This window comes from Flavobacterium oncorhynchi (assembly GCF_002217355.1).
Taxonomy (GTDB): domain Bacteria; phylum Bacteroidota; class Bacteroidia; order Flavobacteriales; family Flavobacteriaceae; genus Flavobacterium; species Flavobacterium oncorhynchi.
The window spans coordinates 73954-90470 of record NZ_MUHA01000017.1; the positions used below are offsets into that span (position 1 = coordinate 73954).

Sequence of the window (16517 nt, forward strand, 5' to 3'; positions counted from 1 at the left end):
ATGCTCTATTTCTGCAAAATGCAGTGTTAAGGAGAATTGTATAAAACTGCTGTATGCTAAGAATGATTTAAGTACCATAAAAGTCAGTAATTAGGACTATAGTGTCAAAAAAGACAAATGGGAATAAAGCATCTGGAAAGCCAAGTTTGTCAAAAAGGACGATGTTGGTATGCTCAGGGTCTCATTTTGGTCCTTTTTATTAAGGATAAATTTTTTAGATTAAAAGATGCACTTGCAGCCGGCGAAAGTTTAAGATATAAGTATTCTTTCGAGTGAAACATGAAGAAAAACGAGCTGAAAAAATAAACCCGGAAGGTTTTTAAATCTTCCGGGTTTATTTTTTTTAGATAAAAAACGAATCAAGGAGTAAAAACAGTTTTATAATTATCCCAGTATCTGTAAATTAAGAATAAATTCCCCAAGAAAAGTAATCCAGCTATTGGCAGGCTTTCTGGAGTTAAAAAATAATTAATAAACAAGATGTTGATGGTAATGGGAAGGATCATAATATTTGCTAAAGTTACAAAGCGGCCGCTTACAAACGAAATTCCGCAAAGCAATTCAACTGTTTTAGCCAATGGAAGCAAGTACGTTGAAGCAACTAACCCCATATTAAACGCCTTAAAGTTGCCAGTCGTTTCTGGCTCTGGAGCCAGCTTAAAGAAAAATGAAATGGAGGCAAACAGCAATAACAGGCCGATTAAAACGCGGACAATAATAGTAGCAATTTTCATAATACTTAAGATTTTAAAAGGTTAAAATGATATAATTTATGTGCTGAAAATGCAAAATCTATATTCCCCAAATAAAGTTGTATGCGTAATAAAATAAGACTTTATTGAGGATTTAATAATTAGTATTATTCTGTTTTTGAGATTAATTTAATGCTATATCAAATATAACGATTTTTTCATTACGAAATTGCTATTTTATTAACACTTTTCTTATTTCTTTCCGTATTTTTTGTAAATAAAGAATCCTGCTATGCCGATTAGAATAAATGGCCATAAGTTGACAAAGAAAACAAAAATAGACTGCAATATAAACCAACCGCTTTTTAAGGCATCAATAATCTGAATTCCTAGATTTGGTTTATAGTCAGAAGGATCTTTTTCGCCTGCAGTGATTTCCTGTTTTATCGTTTCATTTTGGTATAACTGTAATGTAATTGTGCTAAAATTAACCTGATCTTCAAGCGATAAATTTTCAATTGTACTATTGTCATTTTGTTCTTTTTGATTGGCCAATGTATTTTCGGCATCAATAACATCGTTTATTTTTTTACCCTTAGTATCAATTGCTTTTTCTATCCTTTTTTCGCTTACACTGCTTCTTTTTTGTGAAAGCTTATTAGCTAATAATTTTAATGAAACATCATCTGCTTTGATTATTCTAAAGTCCAAAAAATCGATTTGCTTTGCAATTATCTTAATTACCGTGTCCAGTTGTGTATTAGGAACTCGAATTGTAATATTGTTTTCTACTGAATACTTTGTAGTTTCAAGCGTACTGTCTTGACTGATTTTGGTTTTAATCTGATCGCGAATATTGCTTTGTAAATTCGTATAAGTGACAAAGCCTCCAAATTTTTGGGTGGCATTTTCAATTGCATAAGTAGATTTGACAACGTTTTTGACTTTGAATTTAATGTCTGCCGTTCGGATAAATTTTTGCTTGCTGCCTTTCTTTTCAACCGCTGCCGATGATGAAACAGCAGTGCTGTCTGCAGCCATTTTTAAATCTGCAGATTCACCAGAAGAATAATCTGCTTTTTTACAAGAAAATAATACTGTAATAATAATCAAGGAAGTCAATCCTAATTTTGCAATTGTTTTCATAAAGGTTATATAATTTGATTAATAAAATATGAAGTCTGTACTTCAGACTTTTTTAGCTTTAGATTAGAAGATTTATAGGATTATATAAATCGGTATAAATCTTTTAAAGTTTTTTTGCGAGTAATTTTTTAATCAAATAGCAGGAAAAGGTTTAATAATTAGCATTAATTCGATATACTAAAAAGTGTGCCAATTTTTTTTGAGGATTCTTTATATCGAAGGATTTTTTTTGTCGTAATTTTGAAACCTAAAATTCATACTTCTTTGAGAGTTTCAATTCATAAACATATTTCCAATCCAGCGCAATTTAAAAAACAGCTGATGAGCTGGTCACAGCAGTTTCGTGAGATCGTTTTTCTAGACAGCAATTTGTATCCGCAGGAATATTCAAGCTTTGATTTTATTTTGGCTGTAGATGCCTTTACTTCTTTAAAAACCGATTTTCAAAATGCGTTTGATGATTTAAAACAATATCAGCAGACTACCAAAGATTGGCTTTTTGGTTATCTTTCTTATGATTTGAAAAATGATATTGAAGATTTAAAATCAGATAATTTTGATGGGTTAGACTTTCCGGATTTATTTTTCTTTCAGCCAAAAAAAATATTCTTGTTGAAAGAAAATCAGCTCGAAATTCAATATTTACACCTTTGTGATGATGAAATTGAAGATGATTTTAACGAGATAATGGAAAGTCGAAAATCAGAAATGGAGAGTTCAGCATCTTTAAAAATTGAACAGCGTATTTCCCGAGATTCATATGTTGAAAAAGTCAATAAAATGCTGCAGCATATTCATCTTGGAGATATGTACGAAGCAAATTTTTGTATGGAATTCTACAGTGAAAATGCTGTTATAGATCCGTTAGAAAAATTTCTAAAACTAAATGAAATTTCGCAGGCGCCATTTTCAGTATTCTTTAAAAATCACAACCAATATCTACTTTCGGCTTCACCAGAACGATATCTTAAAAAAGTTGGAGAGGATATTATTTCTCAGCCGATAAAAGGAACTTCAAAGCGTTTTTCAGATCCAATCGAGGATCAAAAATCAAAAGAGTATTTGGAATCTGATGCAAAAGAACGAGCTGAAAACATTATGATTACAGATTTGGTTCGAAACGATTTGTCACATACCGCACAAAAAGGCTCCGTAAAAGTGACGGAGTTGTGCAAAATATATTCGTTTTTGCAGGTGCATCAAATGATTTCGACGATAACTTCAAAATTAGATGCCCAATATTCACCAGTCGATGTTTTAAAAACGACTTTTCCAATGGGAAGTATGACGGGAGCGCCAAAGATTTCAGTTATGAAAATTATTGAAAATTTAGAAGAAACCAAGCGTGGCTTGTACAGCGGTGCCGTTGGTTATTTTACACCCGAAGGCAATTTTGATTTCAACGTTGTAATTAGAAGTATTTTTTATAATCAAGAGAATAAATATGTTTCTTTTTCTGTTGGAAGCGCTATAACATCACAATCAATCCCTGAAAAAGAATACGAAGAATGTTTGCTGAAAGCTAAAGCAATGCACGAAGTTTTACAATAGAGATATTGCCACGAATTACACGAATTTGCACTAATTATTTTTTCTTCAATTTTAGAAAAAATATAGCCACAGATTAAAGGATTAAAATGATTAAAAAAATCTGTGTAAATCTTTTTAATCTGTGGCGAAATAAAAAAAAATAATTAGTGCAAATTCGTGTAATTCGCGGCGAAAAAGAATGCTTAACATTTCATTTAAAAATAGATCGAATTTAATTTTTTACTTTTATCAAATGTTTTCAAAATTTCAAAATCATATCGTTTCAAGATTTCCATTTTTGGTAGAAAAAAAACTTTTTCTTGCTGTGAGCGGCGGTTTAGATAGTATGGTATTGTTACATTTGTTAAAACAGCTGCCATACGAAATTGCTGTGCTTCATTGTAATTTTCAGCTTCGCGGATTAGAAAGTTTTGGAGATCAGACTTTTGTCGGAAATTATTGTGATCAAAACAATTTATCAGTATTTACAACTCAATTTGATACTGAAGCTTTTGCAAAAGACTATAAATTATCAACACAAGTTGCCGCTCGTGAACTTCGTTACAGTTGGTTTTATGAGCTTCTTGAAGAAAAAAACTTCGATTATATTCTAACAGCACATCATGCTGATGATAATTTGGAAACATTCATAATCAATTTGTCTCGAGGAACGGGATTAGATGGATTGAGCGGAATTCCAGAGCAAAATGATAAAATAATACGACCGCTTTTGCCTTTTTCAAGAGAAGAAATCTTGAAATATGCCGAAGAAAATAAGATTGAATGGCGTGAGGACAGCAGTAATGCATCTAACAAATACCTGAGAAATAAAATACGCCATGATTTAGTTCCGATTTTAAAAGAACTTAATCCAAACTTTTTAAATGCTTTTCAGAAAACACAGTCATATCTGCAAGAATCTCAGGTTATGGTTGAAGATGCTTCGATTATGATTTATCAGCAGGTTGCAAACGAGGCTGGTGACGATATTCATTTCGATTTAAAAAAACTTAAAAAATTACCCAATTATAAATCTTATTTATACCAATGGCTTCATGAATTTGGTTTTTTGGCGTGGAATGATATTTATGATTTGGTAAATGGGCAGTCGGGTAAACAAGTTTTCTCGGCGGAGTTTAGACTGCTGAAAAATAGGGATATTTTAATTTTGAGTCCCATTTCTGAAATGTCAGAAAAGGAACAGTTTGAAATTAATGAAAACGAAAAAGAAGTTAATTTTCCCTTAAAGTTAAAGCTTTGTAACGTAGGTCACATAACAATAGATTCAAATAGAACTATATTTGTGGACGCCGATAAAATCCAATTCCCGTTAGTTTTACGTAAATGGAATGAAGGAGATGTTTTTCATCCGTTTGGAATGCACGGAAAATCAAAAAAAGTGAGCAAGCTTTTTAAAGATGAAAAGTTATCTCTAATTGAAAAGGAACAAACTTGGATTTTATGTTCAGATGATAAAATAGTCTGGGTGGTTGGCATTAGACAGGATGAACGTTTTAGAATAAAAAATACCTCAAATAAAATACTTAAAATAGAACTACAATAATGAATTTTACTCAATCTAATCAAGCAGGAATGCTACAAAGTTTCAGGAGCAAATCGATTTTATTTTTACTGTTTTTCATTTTTGCCTTTGCAAAAAGTAATGCTCAAATTTTAGAGCCGGTTAAATGGACCGCAAAAATTGAAAAAAAATCAGGAAACAATGCAGTATTAATTTTTGATGGAACGATCGAAAAAGACTGGCATATGTATTCGCAGTTTACGCCAGACGGCGGGCCGCTTGCGTTGGAAATTACGTTTAAAAATCAAAAAGGAAATTACGAATTAGTTGGAAAAGCAAAAGAAGGTAAAACCAAAACAGCTTTTAATGATGTTTTTGGTGTAAATGAAACTTTTTTTGAAGGAAAAGCACATATTGAACAAGAAATAAAAATCATAAACCCAAACTTAAAAACAGTTGATGTAGATTTTGATTTTCAGGTTTGTAAAGAGGTTTGTATCAATTCAAGCAAGAAATTCTCAATTGCAGTGCCTTCAACATTCAAAATGGATGAGGTTCCTGCGGTTGCAGAATCCAAATTGGATGAAACGAAAGTAACAGGAATAGCAGTTGATACGGTAAATAAAACAACAGCAGTTGAGAAAGTAGAGCCAGCGAAAGTTGATAATGCAGCTGCTGAAGCTGTTGATGATGTACAGAAACCAGCTCCTGCAAGAAGTTTGTGGTCAATCTTTTTTATTGCTTTTATCTCAGGATTTGCGGCTTTATTAACGCCTTGTGTTTTCCCAATGATCCCAATGACGGTAAGTTTCTTTACGAAGCAAAGTAAAAGTAGAGCAAAAGGAATTAGAAATGCTGTAATATACGGACTTTCGATTATTGCTATTTATGTAATTTTAGGATTAATAGTAACTAAGATATTTGGTGCAGATGCTTTAAATGCGTTGTCAACAGATGTATGGTTTAACTTGATTTTCTTTGTAATCCTGATCATCTTTGCTACATCATTTTTGGGAGCTTTCGAAATTATGCTGCCAAATTCATGGGCAAACAAAGCCGATCAGCAAGCTGATAGAGGTGGGATAATTGGAATTTTGTTCATGGCTTTGGCTTTGGCAATTGTATCATTTTCTTGTACAGGTCCAATTGTTGGGACTCTATTGGTTGAAGCGGCTTCAAACGGAGGAATTGCTCCAATTGTTGGAATGTTAGGTTTCTCATCAGCTTTAGCTTTACCATTTATGTTGTTTGCAATGTTCCCAGGTTGGTTAAATTCGTTACCAAAATCTGGCGGATGGTTAAATACAGTAAAAGTTGTTTTAGGATTCTTAGAATTGGCTTTGGCATTCAAATTTTTATCAAATGCAGATTTGGTGCTGCAATTACACTTTTTAGAAAGAGAAGTTTTTATTGCGATTTGGATTGCTATTTTTGCGGCTTTGACTTTGTACTTATTCGGAAAAATTACTTTACCGCATGATAGTCCGTTACATCATATTTCAGTAGGAAGATTGTATTTAGGATTGCTTACGCTTGTGTTTACAGTATATTTAATTCCAGGACTTTGGGGAGCACCTTTAAAATTAATTAGTGCATTTCCGCCGCCGCCGCAATATAGCGAAAGCCCGTTTGGTGTAGGAGGAAACTCATCAGTTGGGAATAATAGCACAGGTGCTGTGAAAGGAATGCCGGAAGGCGCTGAATTAGGGCCGCATGGAATTATGGTTTTTCATGATTATGAAGATGGATTAGCGTATGCAAAATCGATCAACAAACCAATTATGTTAGATTTTACCGGTTATGCTTGCGTAAACTGTAGAAAGATGGAGAATAATGTTTGGTCTGAACCAACGATTCTGCCAATTTTAAAAAATGATGTTGTTTTGATCTCTTTATATGTTGATGATAAACGCGAATTGCCAAAGGAGGAGCAATTTGTAACTGCTTCTGGTGATAAAATCATTACTGTTGGTGATAAATGGACGGATTTTATGATCTCAAAATATAAAACGAATACACAGCCTTTGTATATAATTACAGATTTAGAAGGAAATAATTTGAATGCTTCTAAACCAACAATTAGTTATGTAAGCGCAGATGAATATTTGCACTGGCTGAAAGAAGGAATTTCAAACTTTAAATAGTTTAATAAAGAAATATCTTAAATGCTATAATTTGAAAGTTATAGTTATTGTATAAGGAAGAATTTAATTCAAAAAAAAAGCACTCTAAGTTTAAACTTAGAGTGCTTTTTTATTTAAAGGCAAAAGGGAAATTGAATCTTATAAAAACTCTCCGTGTTGAGAGATATCTAATCCTAACTCTTCTTTTTCTTCAGTAACTCTTAGAGGAGTAATTTTATTTACGATAAAGAATAAAGCATAAGAAGCAATAAAAGCAAAGATAGATACCACTACTAATGCTGTTAATTGGTTGATAAACAATGTTGGCGTTCCAAAAACTAAACCTTGGTTGTCTCCAACAGCTGGGTTGATAGCTTTTGAAGCAAACACTCCAGTTAACAGCATACCTACCATACCACCAACACCGTGACAAGCAAATACATCAAGAGCATCGTCAATTTTTCCTTTAGGGAATTTGCTTACTACAAGATTACTTACAATTGCAGCAAATGCACCAATAAAGATAGCGTGAGATATACTTACGAAACCAGCTGCAGGTGTAATAGCAACAAGACCTACAACAGCTCCTATACAAGCACCAAGTGCAGATAATTTGTGACCTAAAATTTTATCCAAGAAAACCCAAGCCATAGCGGCAGCTGCAGCAGCAACAGTTGTTGTTCCTAAAGCTTGTACGGCTAAACCATTTGCTCCTAAAGCTGATCCAGCGTTAAAACCAAACCATCCAAACCATAATAAACCAGTTCCTAACAATACATATGTAATTCTGGCAGGGTTAACTTTTTGAACTTTTCTTTTTCCTAAAAAGATTGCTCCAGCAAGAGCTGCCCAACCTGCACTCATATGTACAACTGTTCCTCCTGCAAAGTCAAGAACTCCCATTTTAAAGAAAATTCCATCAGGATGCCATGTCATATGTGCTAAAGGAGAATATATGAAAATGATAAATAAAACCATGAATAACAAGTAAGCCCAAAAACGTACACGTTCTGCAAATGCACCAGTAATTAAGGCAGGTGTAATGATTGCAAATTTTGCCTGAAATAACGCGAATAACATAAACGGAATTGTTGGTGCAAGGCTCCATGCTGTGCTGGTTCCAACACCTTCAAAGAATAAGTTGTATGATGGATTTCCGATGATTCCTCCAATTGAAGGACCAAAAGCTAATCCAAAGGCAACCACAACCCATAGAATTGTAACTATTACCATTGCCATAAAACTTTGAAGCATTGTGCTGATAACGTTTTTCTTACCTACCATTCCGCCATAGAAAAAACCTAATCCAGGAGTCATTAACAATACAAAAGCCGTCGCAACGATCATCCAGGCAGTATCTCCCGTATCAAATTTTACCGCTTCTGCAGGAATTGGGTTATCTGCTATGATAAAATTTGATATAAAGGTTAGTACTAAAATAGTGATAAGAATCACACTTAAAATAATTTTTCGCATAGTTATTTAGTTTTAAAATTTTTGATAAAAGTATAAAATCATTCAATACCCCATAAAAAAATAGGGGTAAGTGTTTTATTTTTATTGAATTTTCATTTTGACCCCTATAATTTTAAATCTATTTCTTAAAATAAACTTAAAATTTACAATTTGTTAATCGTTGCAACGTGATTTGTACTGTTTGTGGGTTTTGTTAACAAAAAAACGTAAGAATAGTTTTGTTTTTAAGAGTAACTGTGCGTAAATAATTGAAAAATGTTGAAAAAGCAGTTTTATTTGTAAATAAAAAAGGCATCAGATGAATTATTCAAATGATGCCTTTTTGGGAAATAACTAAAGGTTTATTTCTGATTGAACTTTGCCTTAAATTTATCGTTTAATTTGGTTTGAAAAGTTTCTAAAATAATGGTTCTTCCTTGAATAAAAGCGCTCGTTAATTTATTTGTTCTCATATCCAGTGCATCACCTTCGGAGATAAATAAAGTTGCATCTTTACCCGTTTCTAATGTTCCGCAGCTAGTATCAATGCCAAGTAACTTTGCTGTATTTAAAGTTATGAGCTGTACAGCTTTTTCCTTATCTAAACCAAAAGCGGCGCAAGTTCCTGCTAAAAACGGAAGGTTTCTAACACTCATACGTTCATGATCTCCGCTGTTTTCTAATCCTACTACTATACCTTTGTCTGTTAAGATTTTAGCCATTTTATAAGGCAGGTTTACATCTTGATCATCGCTTGTAGGCATGTCATGTACACGTCTTAGTAAAACACCTACGTTGTATTTTTGCAATGCATCAGCTGCTTTGTAAGCTTCAAATCCTCCAACAATAACAATCTTTTTAATTTGATTGTCAACTGCTAATTGAATAGCATCTACAATTTGCTTTTCTTCATCTGCATGAATATAAAGAGTTTGTGTTCCATCAAAAAGACCTTTTGTAGCTTCAAGAACAATATTTCTCTCTTTACTCGAACCTTGATTATAGACTTTAGCATTTATTAAAAATGCATTTATTTCTTCGGCTTGTTTAGGATAATCTTTATTTGCTTCAATTAGTCCGGGTTCAAACCATGAACCAGATCTTTTAAAACTAGATGGAAAATTAAGATGGATTCCGTCATTCTCTTTTACAATAGCATCCTGCCAGCTCCAAGCATCTAATTGAACAATAGAAGACGTTCCTGAAATCCTGCCGCCTCGTGGCGTAACCTGTGCGATTAAAATGCCATTTGGACGAACGGTTTCAACAACCTTAGATTCTGAATTATAAGCAATAATACTTCTTACATTCGGATTAAAACTTCCAATTTCTTCTTGATCGTCTGATGATTTTACAGCATCAATTTCGACTAATCCTAAAGTGGTGTTTGCAGCTATAAATCCTGGGTAAACGTGTTTCCCACTGGCATCGATAGTCGTATCATAAGCGTTGGCAGCTAATCTGATCGTTGTTGCATCTGCCACCAAGGTAATTTTTCCGTCTTTAAATCCAATAGCACTATTTTGAATTACGTTACCATTGCCTAAATGTGCAGTGGCATTTAAAATCAAAACAGATTTAGTTTGTTTTGATGCCGGAATTTGCTGTGCATATATTGAAACAGAAGCAAAAAAAACAGGCAGCAGTTTATAAATATATTGATGTATCATGTTGTCTTTTTTTATTATTTTGAAATTTTTAAAAGTTTTATAACTGTTCTAAAGTGTCACAGTGATATTCTTTTTTTTCTTTTCGTGTTGGCTGCTGTGTGCTGTTTCCTTTGTTTTTTTCTTGCAGCATTTGTCCAATCAATTCATTTCTTTCTTTTGTAATTGCCAATTGTTTTTGTGCATCTTTTTCAAGATCAAAATAGACAACTCCTTCGATGATTGTTTTTTCTGCTTTAGCATAAATAGATAATGGATTTTCGCTCCACAATACGACATCTGCATCTTTACCGACTTTTAAACTTCCTACTTTATCATCGATGTGTAATAATTTAGCAGGATTTAGAGTTACAAACTTCCAAGCTTCTTCTTCAGAAATGTTCCCGTATTTAACTGCTTTTGCAGCTTCTTGATTCAATCTGCGAGACATTTCGGCATCATCTGAGTTGTAAGCAACTACCAATCCTTCATTGTGCATAATTGGTCCGTTAAACGGAATAGCATCATTTACTTCAAATTTATAAGCCCACCAATCAGAGAACGTCGAAGCACCAACACCGTGTTCCTTCATTTTGTCAGCTACTTTGTAACCTTCAAGAATATGGGTAAATGTATTTACTTTGAAATTAAATTTTTCGGTAACATTCATTAACATTAAAATTTCAGATTCTACGTAAGAGTGGCAGGTAATAAAACGTTCTTTATTTAAAATTTCTGCAATGGTTTGCAATTCTAAGTCAACTCTTGGCGCTTTTCCTTTTTTAGAACCGGTATTGAATTTTTTCCAGTTTTCATCGTATTCTTTAGCAAGCTGAAAATAATCGGTAAAAACTTGTTCAACTCCCATTCTGGTTTGTGGAAAACGAGTAGGATTATCAATCCCCCAATTGGCTTGTTTTACATTTTCTCCCAAGGCAAATTTGATAAACTTAGGCTGATTTTTATACAACATTTCGTCTGGAGAAGAACCCCATTTCCATTTTACAATTGCAGAGCGACCACCAATAGGGTTTGCTGATCCGTGTAATAATTGCGAAATGGTTACACCTCCTGCAAGATCTCTATAAATATTAATGTCTTCAGAGTTTACAACATCTTGAATGGTAACTTCTGCAGTAGAATTATGTCCGCTCTCATTCACACCTTTTGAAATGGCAATATGAGAGTGCTCGTCGATAATACCGCTTGTAATATGCTTGCCTTTTGCATCAATAATAGTTGCAGAAGCGTCAGAGAGATTTTTGCCAACAGCAGCGATTTTTCCGTTTTTTATTAAAACATCAGTTTCTGTTAGAATCCCATCTTTTTCATTCGTCCAAACAGTAGCATTTTTAAACAATAAAGTTTGTGCAGTTTGTTTTTTAGCATCTCCAAAAGCAATATTAGGATACGTTACAGGGATAACACTATTAGGTTTCTCTACTTTAGCAGAATCTTTTACAGCAACAAACGGACTTGTTTTTACTGCATTCCAAACTAATTCATCTCCATTAGATAAAACTGCTTTTCCAGACAAACTCTCTAGTTTTTCAATAAATCCTGTTAAACGTGTAAAAGTAGATTTAGTAGAATCTGCTGGTTTAATAACTAGAGAAATCCAATTTTTAGAAACTCCAAAAGTTGTTTTTAGTTTTTTGGCATCAACGGTAGTTATTTCAGATTTCGGACTATCGGCAGTTCCGTTAATTTTCCATTTGTAGCTGTCTTTTCCAATAGTTAAATCATAATTGCCGCGAATATCTTTTGCATTAATATCGGTTACTATAAATTTATTTCCTTGAACCCAGTTTTCAAATAAGATTGTTTTTTCGTCAAAAACTTCTCCCGAAGTAATAATGAAATTGGCATAACTGCCTGTTTTTAAACTTCCAACTTCATTGCTTTTTCCTAAAATTGCTGCAGGAATTGTAGTTAGTGCTTCTAATGCTTTTGTTTTATCAAAACCATATTTAATGGCTTTTAAAAGATTAGGTTTAAAATCTTCTATTTTTTTTAGCTTGTCTGTAGTCAAGGCAAAAACAATTCCGTTGTCCGAAAGCACTTTTAAGTTCGTTGGAGCTTGATTCCAAAAACGCATATCAGCCAGTTCAATCTGATTGGATAAATAAGGATTTGTGACATCGTAAGCTTCTGGAAAACTTATTGGGATAATAAATTTAGCATTTGTGTTTTTAATTTCTTCTATTCTTTCAAATTCATTACCGCTTCCTTTTAGAATATAGTTTAAACCAAATTCTTTGGCAATTTTTGATGCTCTTAAGCTGTTTAACTTATCTTCTGAAGTAAAAATTTGAACTAGTTTTTCATTGTTTGCCAATGCTTCTAAAGATAAATCTTTGGTTTCAGAATTTCCTTTTTTGTACCAATCCAAATCTAAATACATTTGGCGTAACAATGCCATCATACCCATTAGCGAGCTTGGATAAGCTTGGTTGGTCAGTGCACTTCTGGTAAAGGCAAAATGGTTGGTCAATTTGTTGGCAATAATTTGTTTGCTGTTGTCAGTATTGTTTAAAGCAACCAAAGCGCCAGTTCCTTGAGCAACTCCATCTGGAATATGGGTTCCAACAACTCCAAAACCTGCTTTTAATAATTCTTCGGCTTTAGGCTGGTCGTATTTAAAAGTTTCATATGAGTTTACTTCTGGAAGTATACTTTCGTTCCAATAATAACCCGTTTTTTTGGTGTCATACAAAGGACTGCGGTCACGTCCTCGGGTCAAGTTGGATTTTGGTTTTTCTACTCCAAAAGAAGTATAAATATCAATAAACGAAGGATAAATTGTTTTTCCTGTAAGATCTATTGTAATACTGTTTTTAGGAATCGAAATTGTATTTCCAACAGCAACAACTTTACCGTCTTGAATAAGTAAGGTTCCTTTTTCGATTTTTTGCGTTGGAGTTACATAAATCGTTGCATTTGTGAATACCGTGTAGTTTTTAATTTTGTTATGTACACTTTCGTTAACAGGGAAATAATCTTGGGCATGTATTTTTGTTAAAAATATGCTCAAAAAGAGTAGGAGTAAGGTTTTTTTCATGGATAATAAGGCTAATTTTTCATAAAAATAACAATTATTAGTATTTAACCAAGTGTAAAATTTAAAAAGTGTTTTTTTGTTAGGTAGAAATTAATAACTGGCTCGGTTAAAATAAAAGTTTAAAATTTATGTAATAAAATATTTACAAAAAAATAAAGGTTTTCAATTAAATTAAATACTTTTACTTTTCATTAAAGATATTATGCTGGTAAAAGTTTACGGAAGTGCTGTTTTTGGAGTGGAAGCAACAACGATTACGATCGAAGTGCATATGGATAAAGGAATTGGTTATCATTTAGTTGGTCTTCCTGATAATGCAATTAAAGAAAGCAGTTTTAGAATTGCAGCAGCGCTTAAAAACAATGGATTAAGCTTACCTGGAAAAAGAATCACAATAAATATGGCGCCCGCCGATCTTCGTAAAGAAGGTTCTGCATACGATTTACCATTGGCTATGGGGATTTTGGTTGGTTCAGATCAAATAAAAGCACCAGAAATTGAACAGTATATTATTATGGGTGAACTTTCTCTTGACGGAAGTTTACAACCTATTCGCGGCGCTTTGCCTATTGCTATAAAAGCAAAAGAAGAAGGATATAAAGGCTTTTTTCTGCCCATTCAAAATGTAAAAGAAGCGGCTATTGTTGCTGGTTTAGATGTTTACGGTGTTTCTAATTTACAAGAAATAATTGATTTTTTTGGTGGAAAAGGTACTCTTGAACCAACAGTAATTGATACTCGAGAGGAATTTTACAAAACACTAGATTTTCCTGAACATGATTTTTCTGATGTTCGTGGACAAGAAAGTATAAAACGCTGTATGGAAATTGCAGCGGCAGGAGGGCATAATATTATTTTAATTGGTCCGCCCGGAGCTGGTAAAACGATGCTTGCAAAACGTGTTCCGAGTATTTTGCCTCCGATGACATTGCGAGAAGCACTTGAAACTACTAAAATTCATAGTGTTGCCGGAAAGTTAAAAGAAGTAGGTTTAATGAATCAACGGCCTTTTAGAAGTCCGCATCATACTATTTCGAATGTAGCACTTGTTGGAGGAGGAAGTTATCCACAGCCTGGAGAAATTTCGATGGCACATAATGGTGTTTTGTTTTTAGATGAATTACCAGAGTTTAAGCGTGATGTTTTAGAAGTAATGCGTCAGCCGTTAGAAGATCGTGAAGTAACAATTTCAAGAGCGAAATTTACCGTAACTTATCCCTCATCATTTATGCTTGTGGCAAGTATGAATCCAAGTCCGAGTGGTTTTTTTAATGATCCAAGCATGCCGAATACTTCATCGCCGCACGAAATGCAGCGTTACATGAGCAAAATTTCTGGACCATTATTAGATCGAATCGATATTCATATTGAAGTTACTCCAGTTCCATTTGATAAATTAGCCGACGATCGTAAAGCCGAAAGTAGTGTCGAAATTCGTAAGCGTGTTACAGCAGCGCGTGAAATTCAAACCAAACGTTTTGAAAACGTAGAAAACATTCATTACAATGCACAAATGAGCAGTAAGCTCATTCGGGAGTTTTGTGCTTTAGACGAACAATCTAAAGTACTTTTAAAAACAGCTATGGAACGATTAAATCTTTCTGCAAGAGCTTACGATAGAATTTTGAAAGTAGCCCGCACAATTTCCGATTTAGATAATTCAGAAAATATAATTTCGCAGCATATCGCCGAGGCAATTCAATATCGAAGTTTGGATAGAGAAGGATGGCTGGGATGATTTTAGATTTCAGGTTTTAGATTGTAATACTTTGGATGAAAATTTTGGCAGAGGTTCTATAATCTTGTCAATTCTGAGGAACGAGAAATTGCATTAGAAACTCGACAACAGCGCGTGCTCAGCGTTTCTGATTTCTCGTTCCTCGAAATGACAAACTTTAGTATAATTCAATAAAATCCTCAATATGTATTTCCTCCAAAAAAAAACAGCATCGTGCGAAATTTGTGAAACCAATATCTGAGAATCTAGATATGAGTTACTTCTTGAATTGGAATTAAAATAAAATGAATAAAACTTAAAAAAGTTGTGAGGAGTTGATGTTTGTAAAAAGTAGATTGAAGAAATTAATCAGCTGAAAATAATGGATAAAATGCATTAGTAAATGATGTTTATTTTGGATAAACTTAGTTAATTAAGAAATATGGCATTACTATTAATAAAAAATGTAAGATATTGCTGTATAGAGATTTATCCTTTTGGCAAAGCAAATATTGTTAATTAATAGTTAATAAAGTAAGATTTTTTTTAGCATTAAGCGAATAATTTTAATTTTTGTAAAAGGTTAACCAAAAATATTTGTAAAATTTAAATCAATTTAATTATGAAAAAATTAGTATTTACCGCTCTTTCGGTGGTAGCGTTTAGTGGTACAATAATGGCGAATACAATCAATGTAGAGTCTGAAGTAGATTACACTCTTTATACAACTAGTTGCACAGATGTGTATCATAGTACTTACATTGAATTTGTAGATGCAGGTTTACCTTATGATGCTCCTGGTGAAGCTTGGGCAGCTTATAAAGAGTGTATGGGGCATTAAAAATTATTGATATTAATAATCCGTTTAGATATTTAGTCTAAACGGATTAAAATTAAATTTTATGAAATATAAGTATATTGTTTTTTTCTTTTTTTCTTTTGCATTAACTGCTCAAAATCTAGCCAAAGTAAATTATATAGTTTTACCTGAGGGAGGCTCTTTGGAAAAAAATGAAGTCGTCGTAAAAAGTAAATTGCGTGTGGATGGGATTGATGAAGAACTCAAGAAATTAGAGTATGAGTTATTGATAAAAAATAACAAATCTTTTTTTTATCTAATTTCTGCATTGGATATTAATGAAAGGATTACAAGAATAGCTAAGATGTTTGCTGGAAAATATGATTATTATAGGGATAATGATAAAAAGACAGTTTTAAAAGTTATTGATTTTTCTGGAGAAACCTTTAATGTGTTATCGGAAGTAGATAATAATTGGCAACTTACAAATGAAACTAAAACAATAAATGGTTATTTATGTTATAAAGCATTAATACAAAAAAAAGTTCCTATGAAAAAAACAAATAATAGGATAGAAGTGATAGCTTGGTATTGCCCAACTATACCATTAAGTTATGGACCAAAAGAGTTTGGAGGATTACCAGGTTTGATATTAGAATTGCACGACGATAAAATAGTCTATTTAGTCTCAAAAATAGATATAAATTCAAATTTGGATATTAAGATTAATGAAGTAAAAGGAAAGATAATTACAGAAGAAAGTTTTGATAAGATAGTAGAGCAGACTCATCAGAATAATATGAATGCTATGCCAAAATAATGTTTG

At 32.9% G+C, this 16517-nt stretch carries 11 protein-coding genes; 6 read left to right on the top strand and 5 right to left on the bottom strand.

The features are described from left to right. Window positions 1–359: 359 nt before the first annotated feature. Both B0A75_RS12465 and B0A75_RS12470 read right to left on the bottom strand, forming a co-directional pair. Entirely contained in the window at window positions 360–734 is a 375-nt protein-coding gene (locus B0A75_RS12465; protein WP_089054599.1) for a DoxX family membrane protein, read from the bottom strand. A 210-nt stretch (window positions 735–944) separates the two neighbouring features. Beyond that, window positions 945–1838: a DUF4349 domain-containing protein gene (locus B0A75_RS12470; protein WP_089054600.1), complete on the bottom strand. Its 894-nt coding sequence runs from the start codon at window positions 1836–1838 to the stop codon at window positions 945–947. A gap of 264 nt (window positions 1839–2102) precedes the next feature. On the opposite strand from B0A75_RS12470, the gene B0A75_RS12475 reads away from it, so the two are divergent. From B0A75_RS12475 to B0A75_RS12485, 3 genes are all read left to right on the top strand, one after another. Continuing rightward, window positions 2103–3389: an anthranilate synthase component I family protein gene (locus tag B0A75_RS12475; RefSeq protein WP_089054646.1), complete on the top strand. Its 1287-nt coding sequence runs from the start codon at window positions 2103–2105 to the stop codon at window positions 3387–3389. 232 nt (window positions 3390–3621) lie between these two features. Beyond that, a complete protein-coding gene (tilS, locus tag B0A75_RS12480) occupies window positions 3622–4932 on the top strand; it encodes a tRNA lysidine(34) synthetase TilS (RefSeq protein ID WP_089054647.1) in 1311 nt (436 codons plus the stop codon). Beyond that, window positions 4932–7034 (top strand): protein-disulfide reductase DsbD family protein, encoded by a 2103-nt coding sequence (locus tag B0A75_RS12485; protein ID WP_089054601.1) that lies wholly within the window; start codon window positions 4932–4934, stop codon window positions 7032–7034. Before tilS ends, B0A75_RS12485 begins: the two co-directional genes overlap by 1 nt. A gap of 138 nt (window positions 7035–7172) precedes the next feature. On the opposite strand, the gene B0A75_RS12490 is transcribed toward B0A75_RS12485, so the two are convergent. The 3 genes from B0A75_RS12490 to B0A75_RS12500 all read right to left on the bottom strand — a co-directional run bounded on the left by B0A75_RS12490 (window position 7173) and on the right by B0A75_RS12500 (window position 13175). Then, window positions 7173–8489, bottom strand: coding sequence for an ammonium transporter (locus B0A75_RS12490; RefSeq protein ID WP_089054602.1), 1317 nt, complete (start codon window positions 8487–8489; stop codon window positions 7173–7175). A gap of 341 nt (window positions 8490–8830) precedes the next feature. Continuing rightward, window positions 8831–10138, bottom strand: coding sequence for an amidohydrolase family protein (locus B0A75_RS12495; RefSeq protein ID WP_089054603.1), 1308 nt, complete (start codon window positions 10136–10138; stop codon window positions 8831–8833). A 37-nt stretch (window positions 10139–10175) separates the two neighbouring features. Beyond that, on the bottom strand, window positions 10176–13175 hold the full coding sequence (locus B0A75_RS12500) for an amidohydrolase family protein (RefSeq protein WP_089054604.1): 3000 nt from the start codon (window positions 13173–13175) through the stop codon (window positions 10176–10178). A 202-nt stretch (window positions 13176–13377) separates the two neighbouring features. On the opposite strand from B0A75_RS12500, the gene B0A75_RS12505 reads away from it, so the two are divergent. The 3 genes from B0A75_RS12505 to B0A75_RS12515 all read left to right on the top strand — a co-directional run bounded on the left by B0A75_RS12505 (window position 13378) and on the right by B0A75_RS12515 (window position 16511). Continuing rightward, on the top strand, window positions 13378–14913 hold the full coding sequence (locus B0A75_RS12505) for a YifB family Mg chelatase-like AAA ATPase (RefSeq protein ID WP_089054605.1): 1536 nt from the start codon (window positions 13378–13380) through the stop codon (window positions 14911–14913). A 655-nt stretch (window positions 14914–15568) separates the two neighbouring features. Continuing rightward, the gene (locus B0A75_RS20525; protein WP_165765124.1) at window positions 15569–15733 is read left to right on the top strand and encodes a hypothetical protein; all 165 of its coding nucleotides are present in this window, start codon (window positions 15569–15571) and stop codon (window positions 15731–15733) included. Between the two features lie 61 nt (window positions 15734–15794). Beyond that, window positions 15795–16511, top strand: coding sequence for a GLPGLI family protein (locus B0A75_RS12515; protein WP_089054607.1), 717 nt, complete (start codon window positions 15795–15797; stop codon window positions 16509–16511). The last annotated feature ends 6 nt before the right edge of the window (window positions 16512–16517 follow it).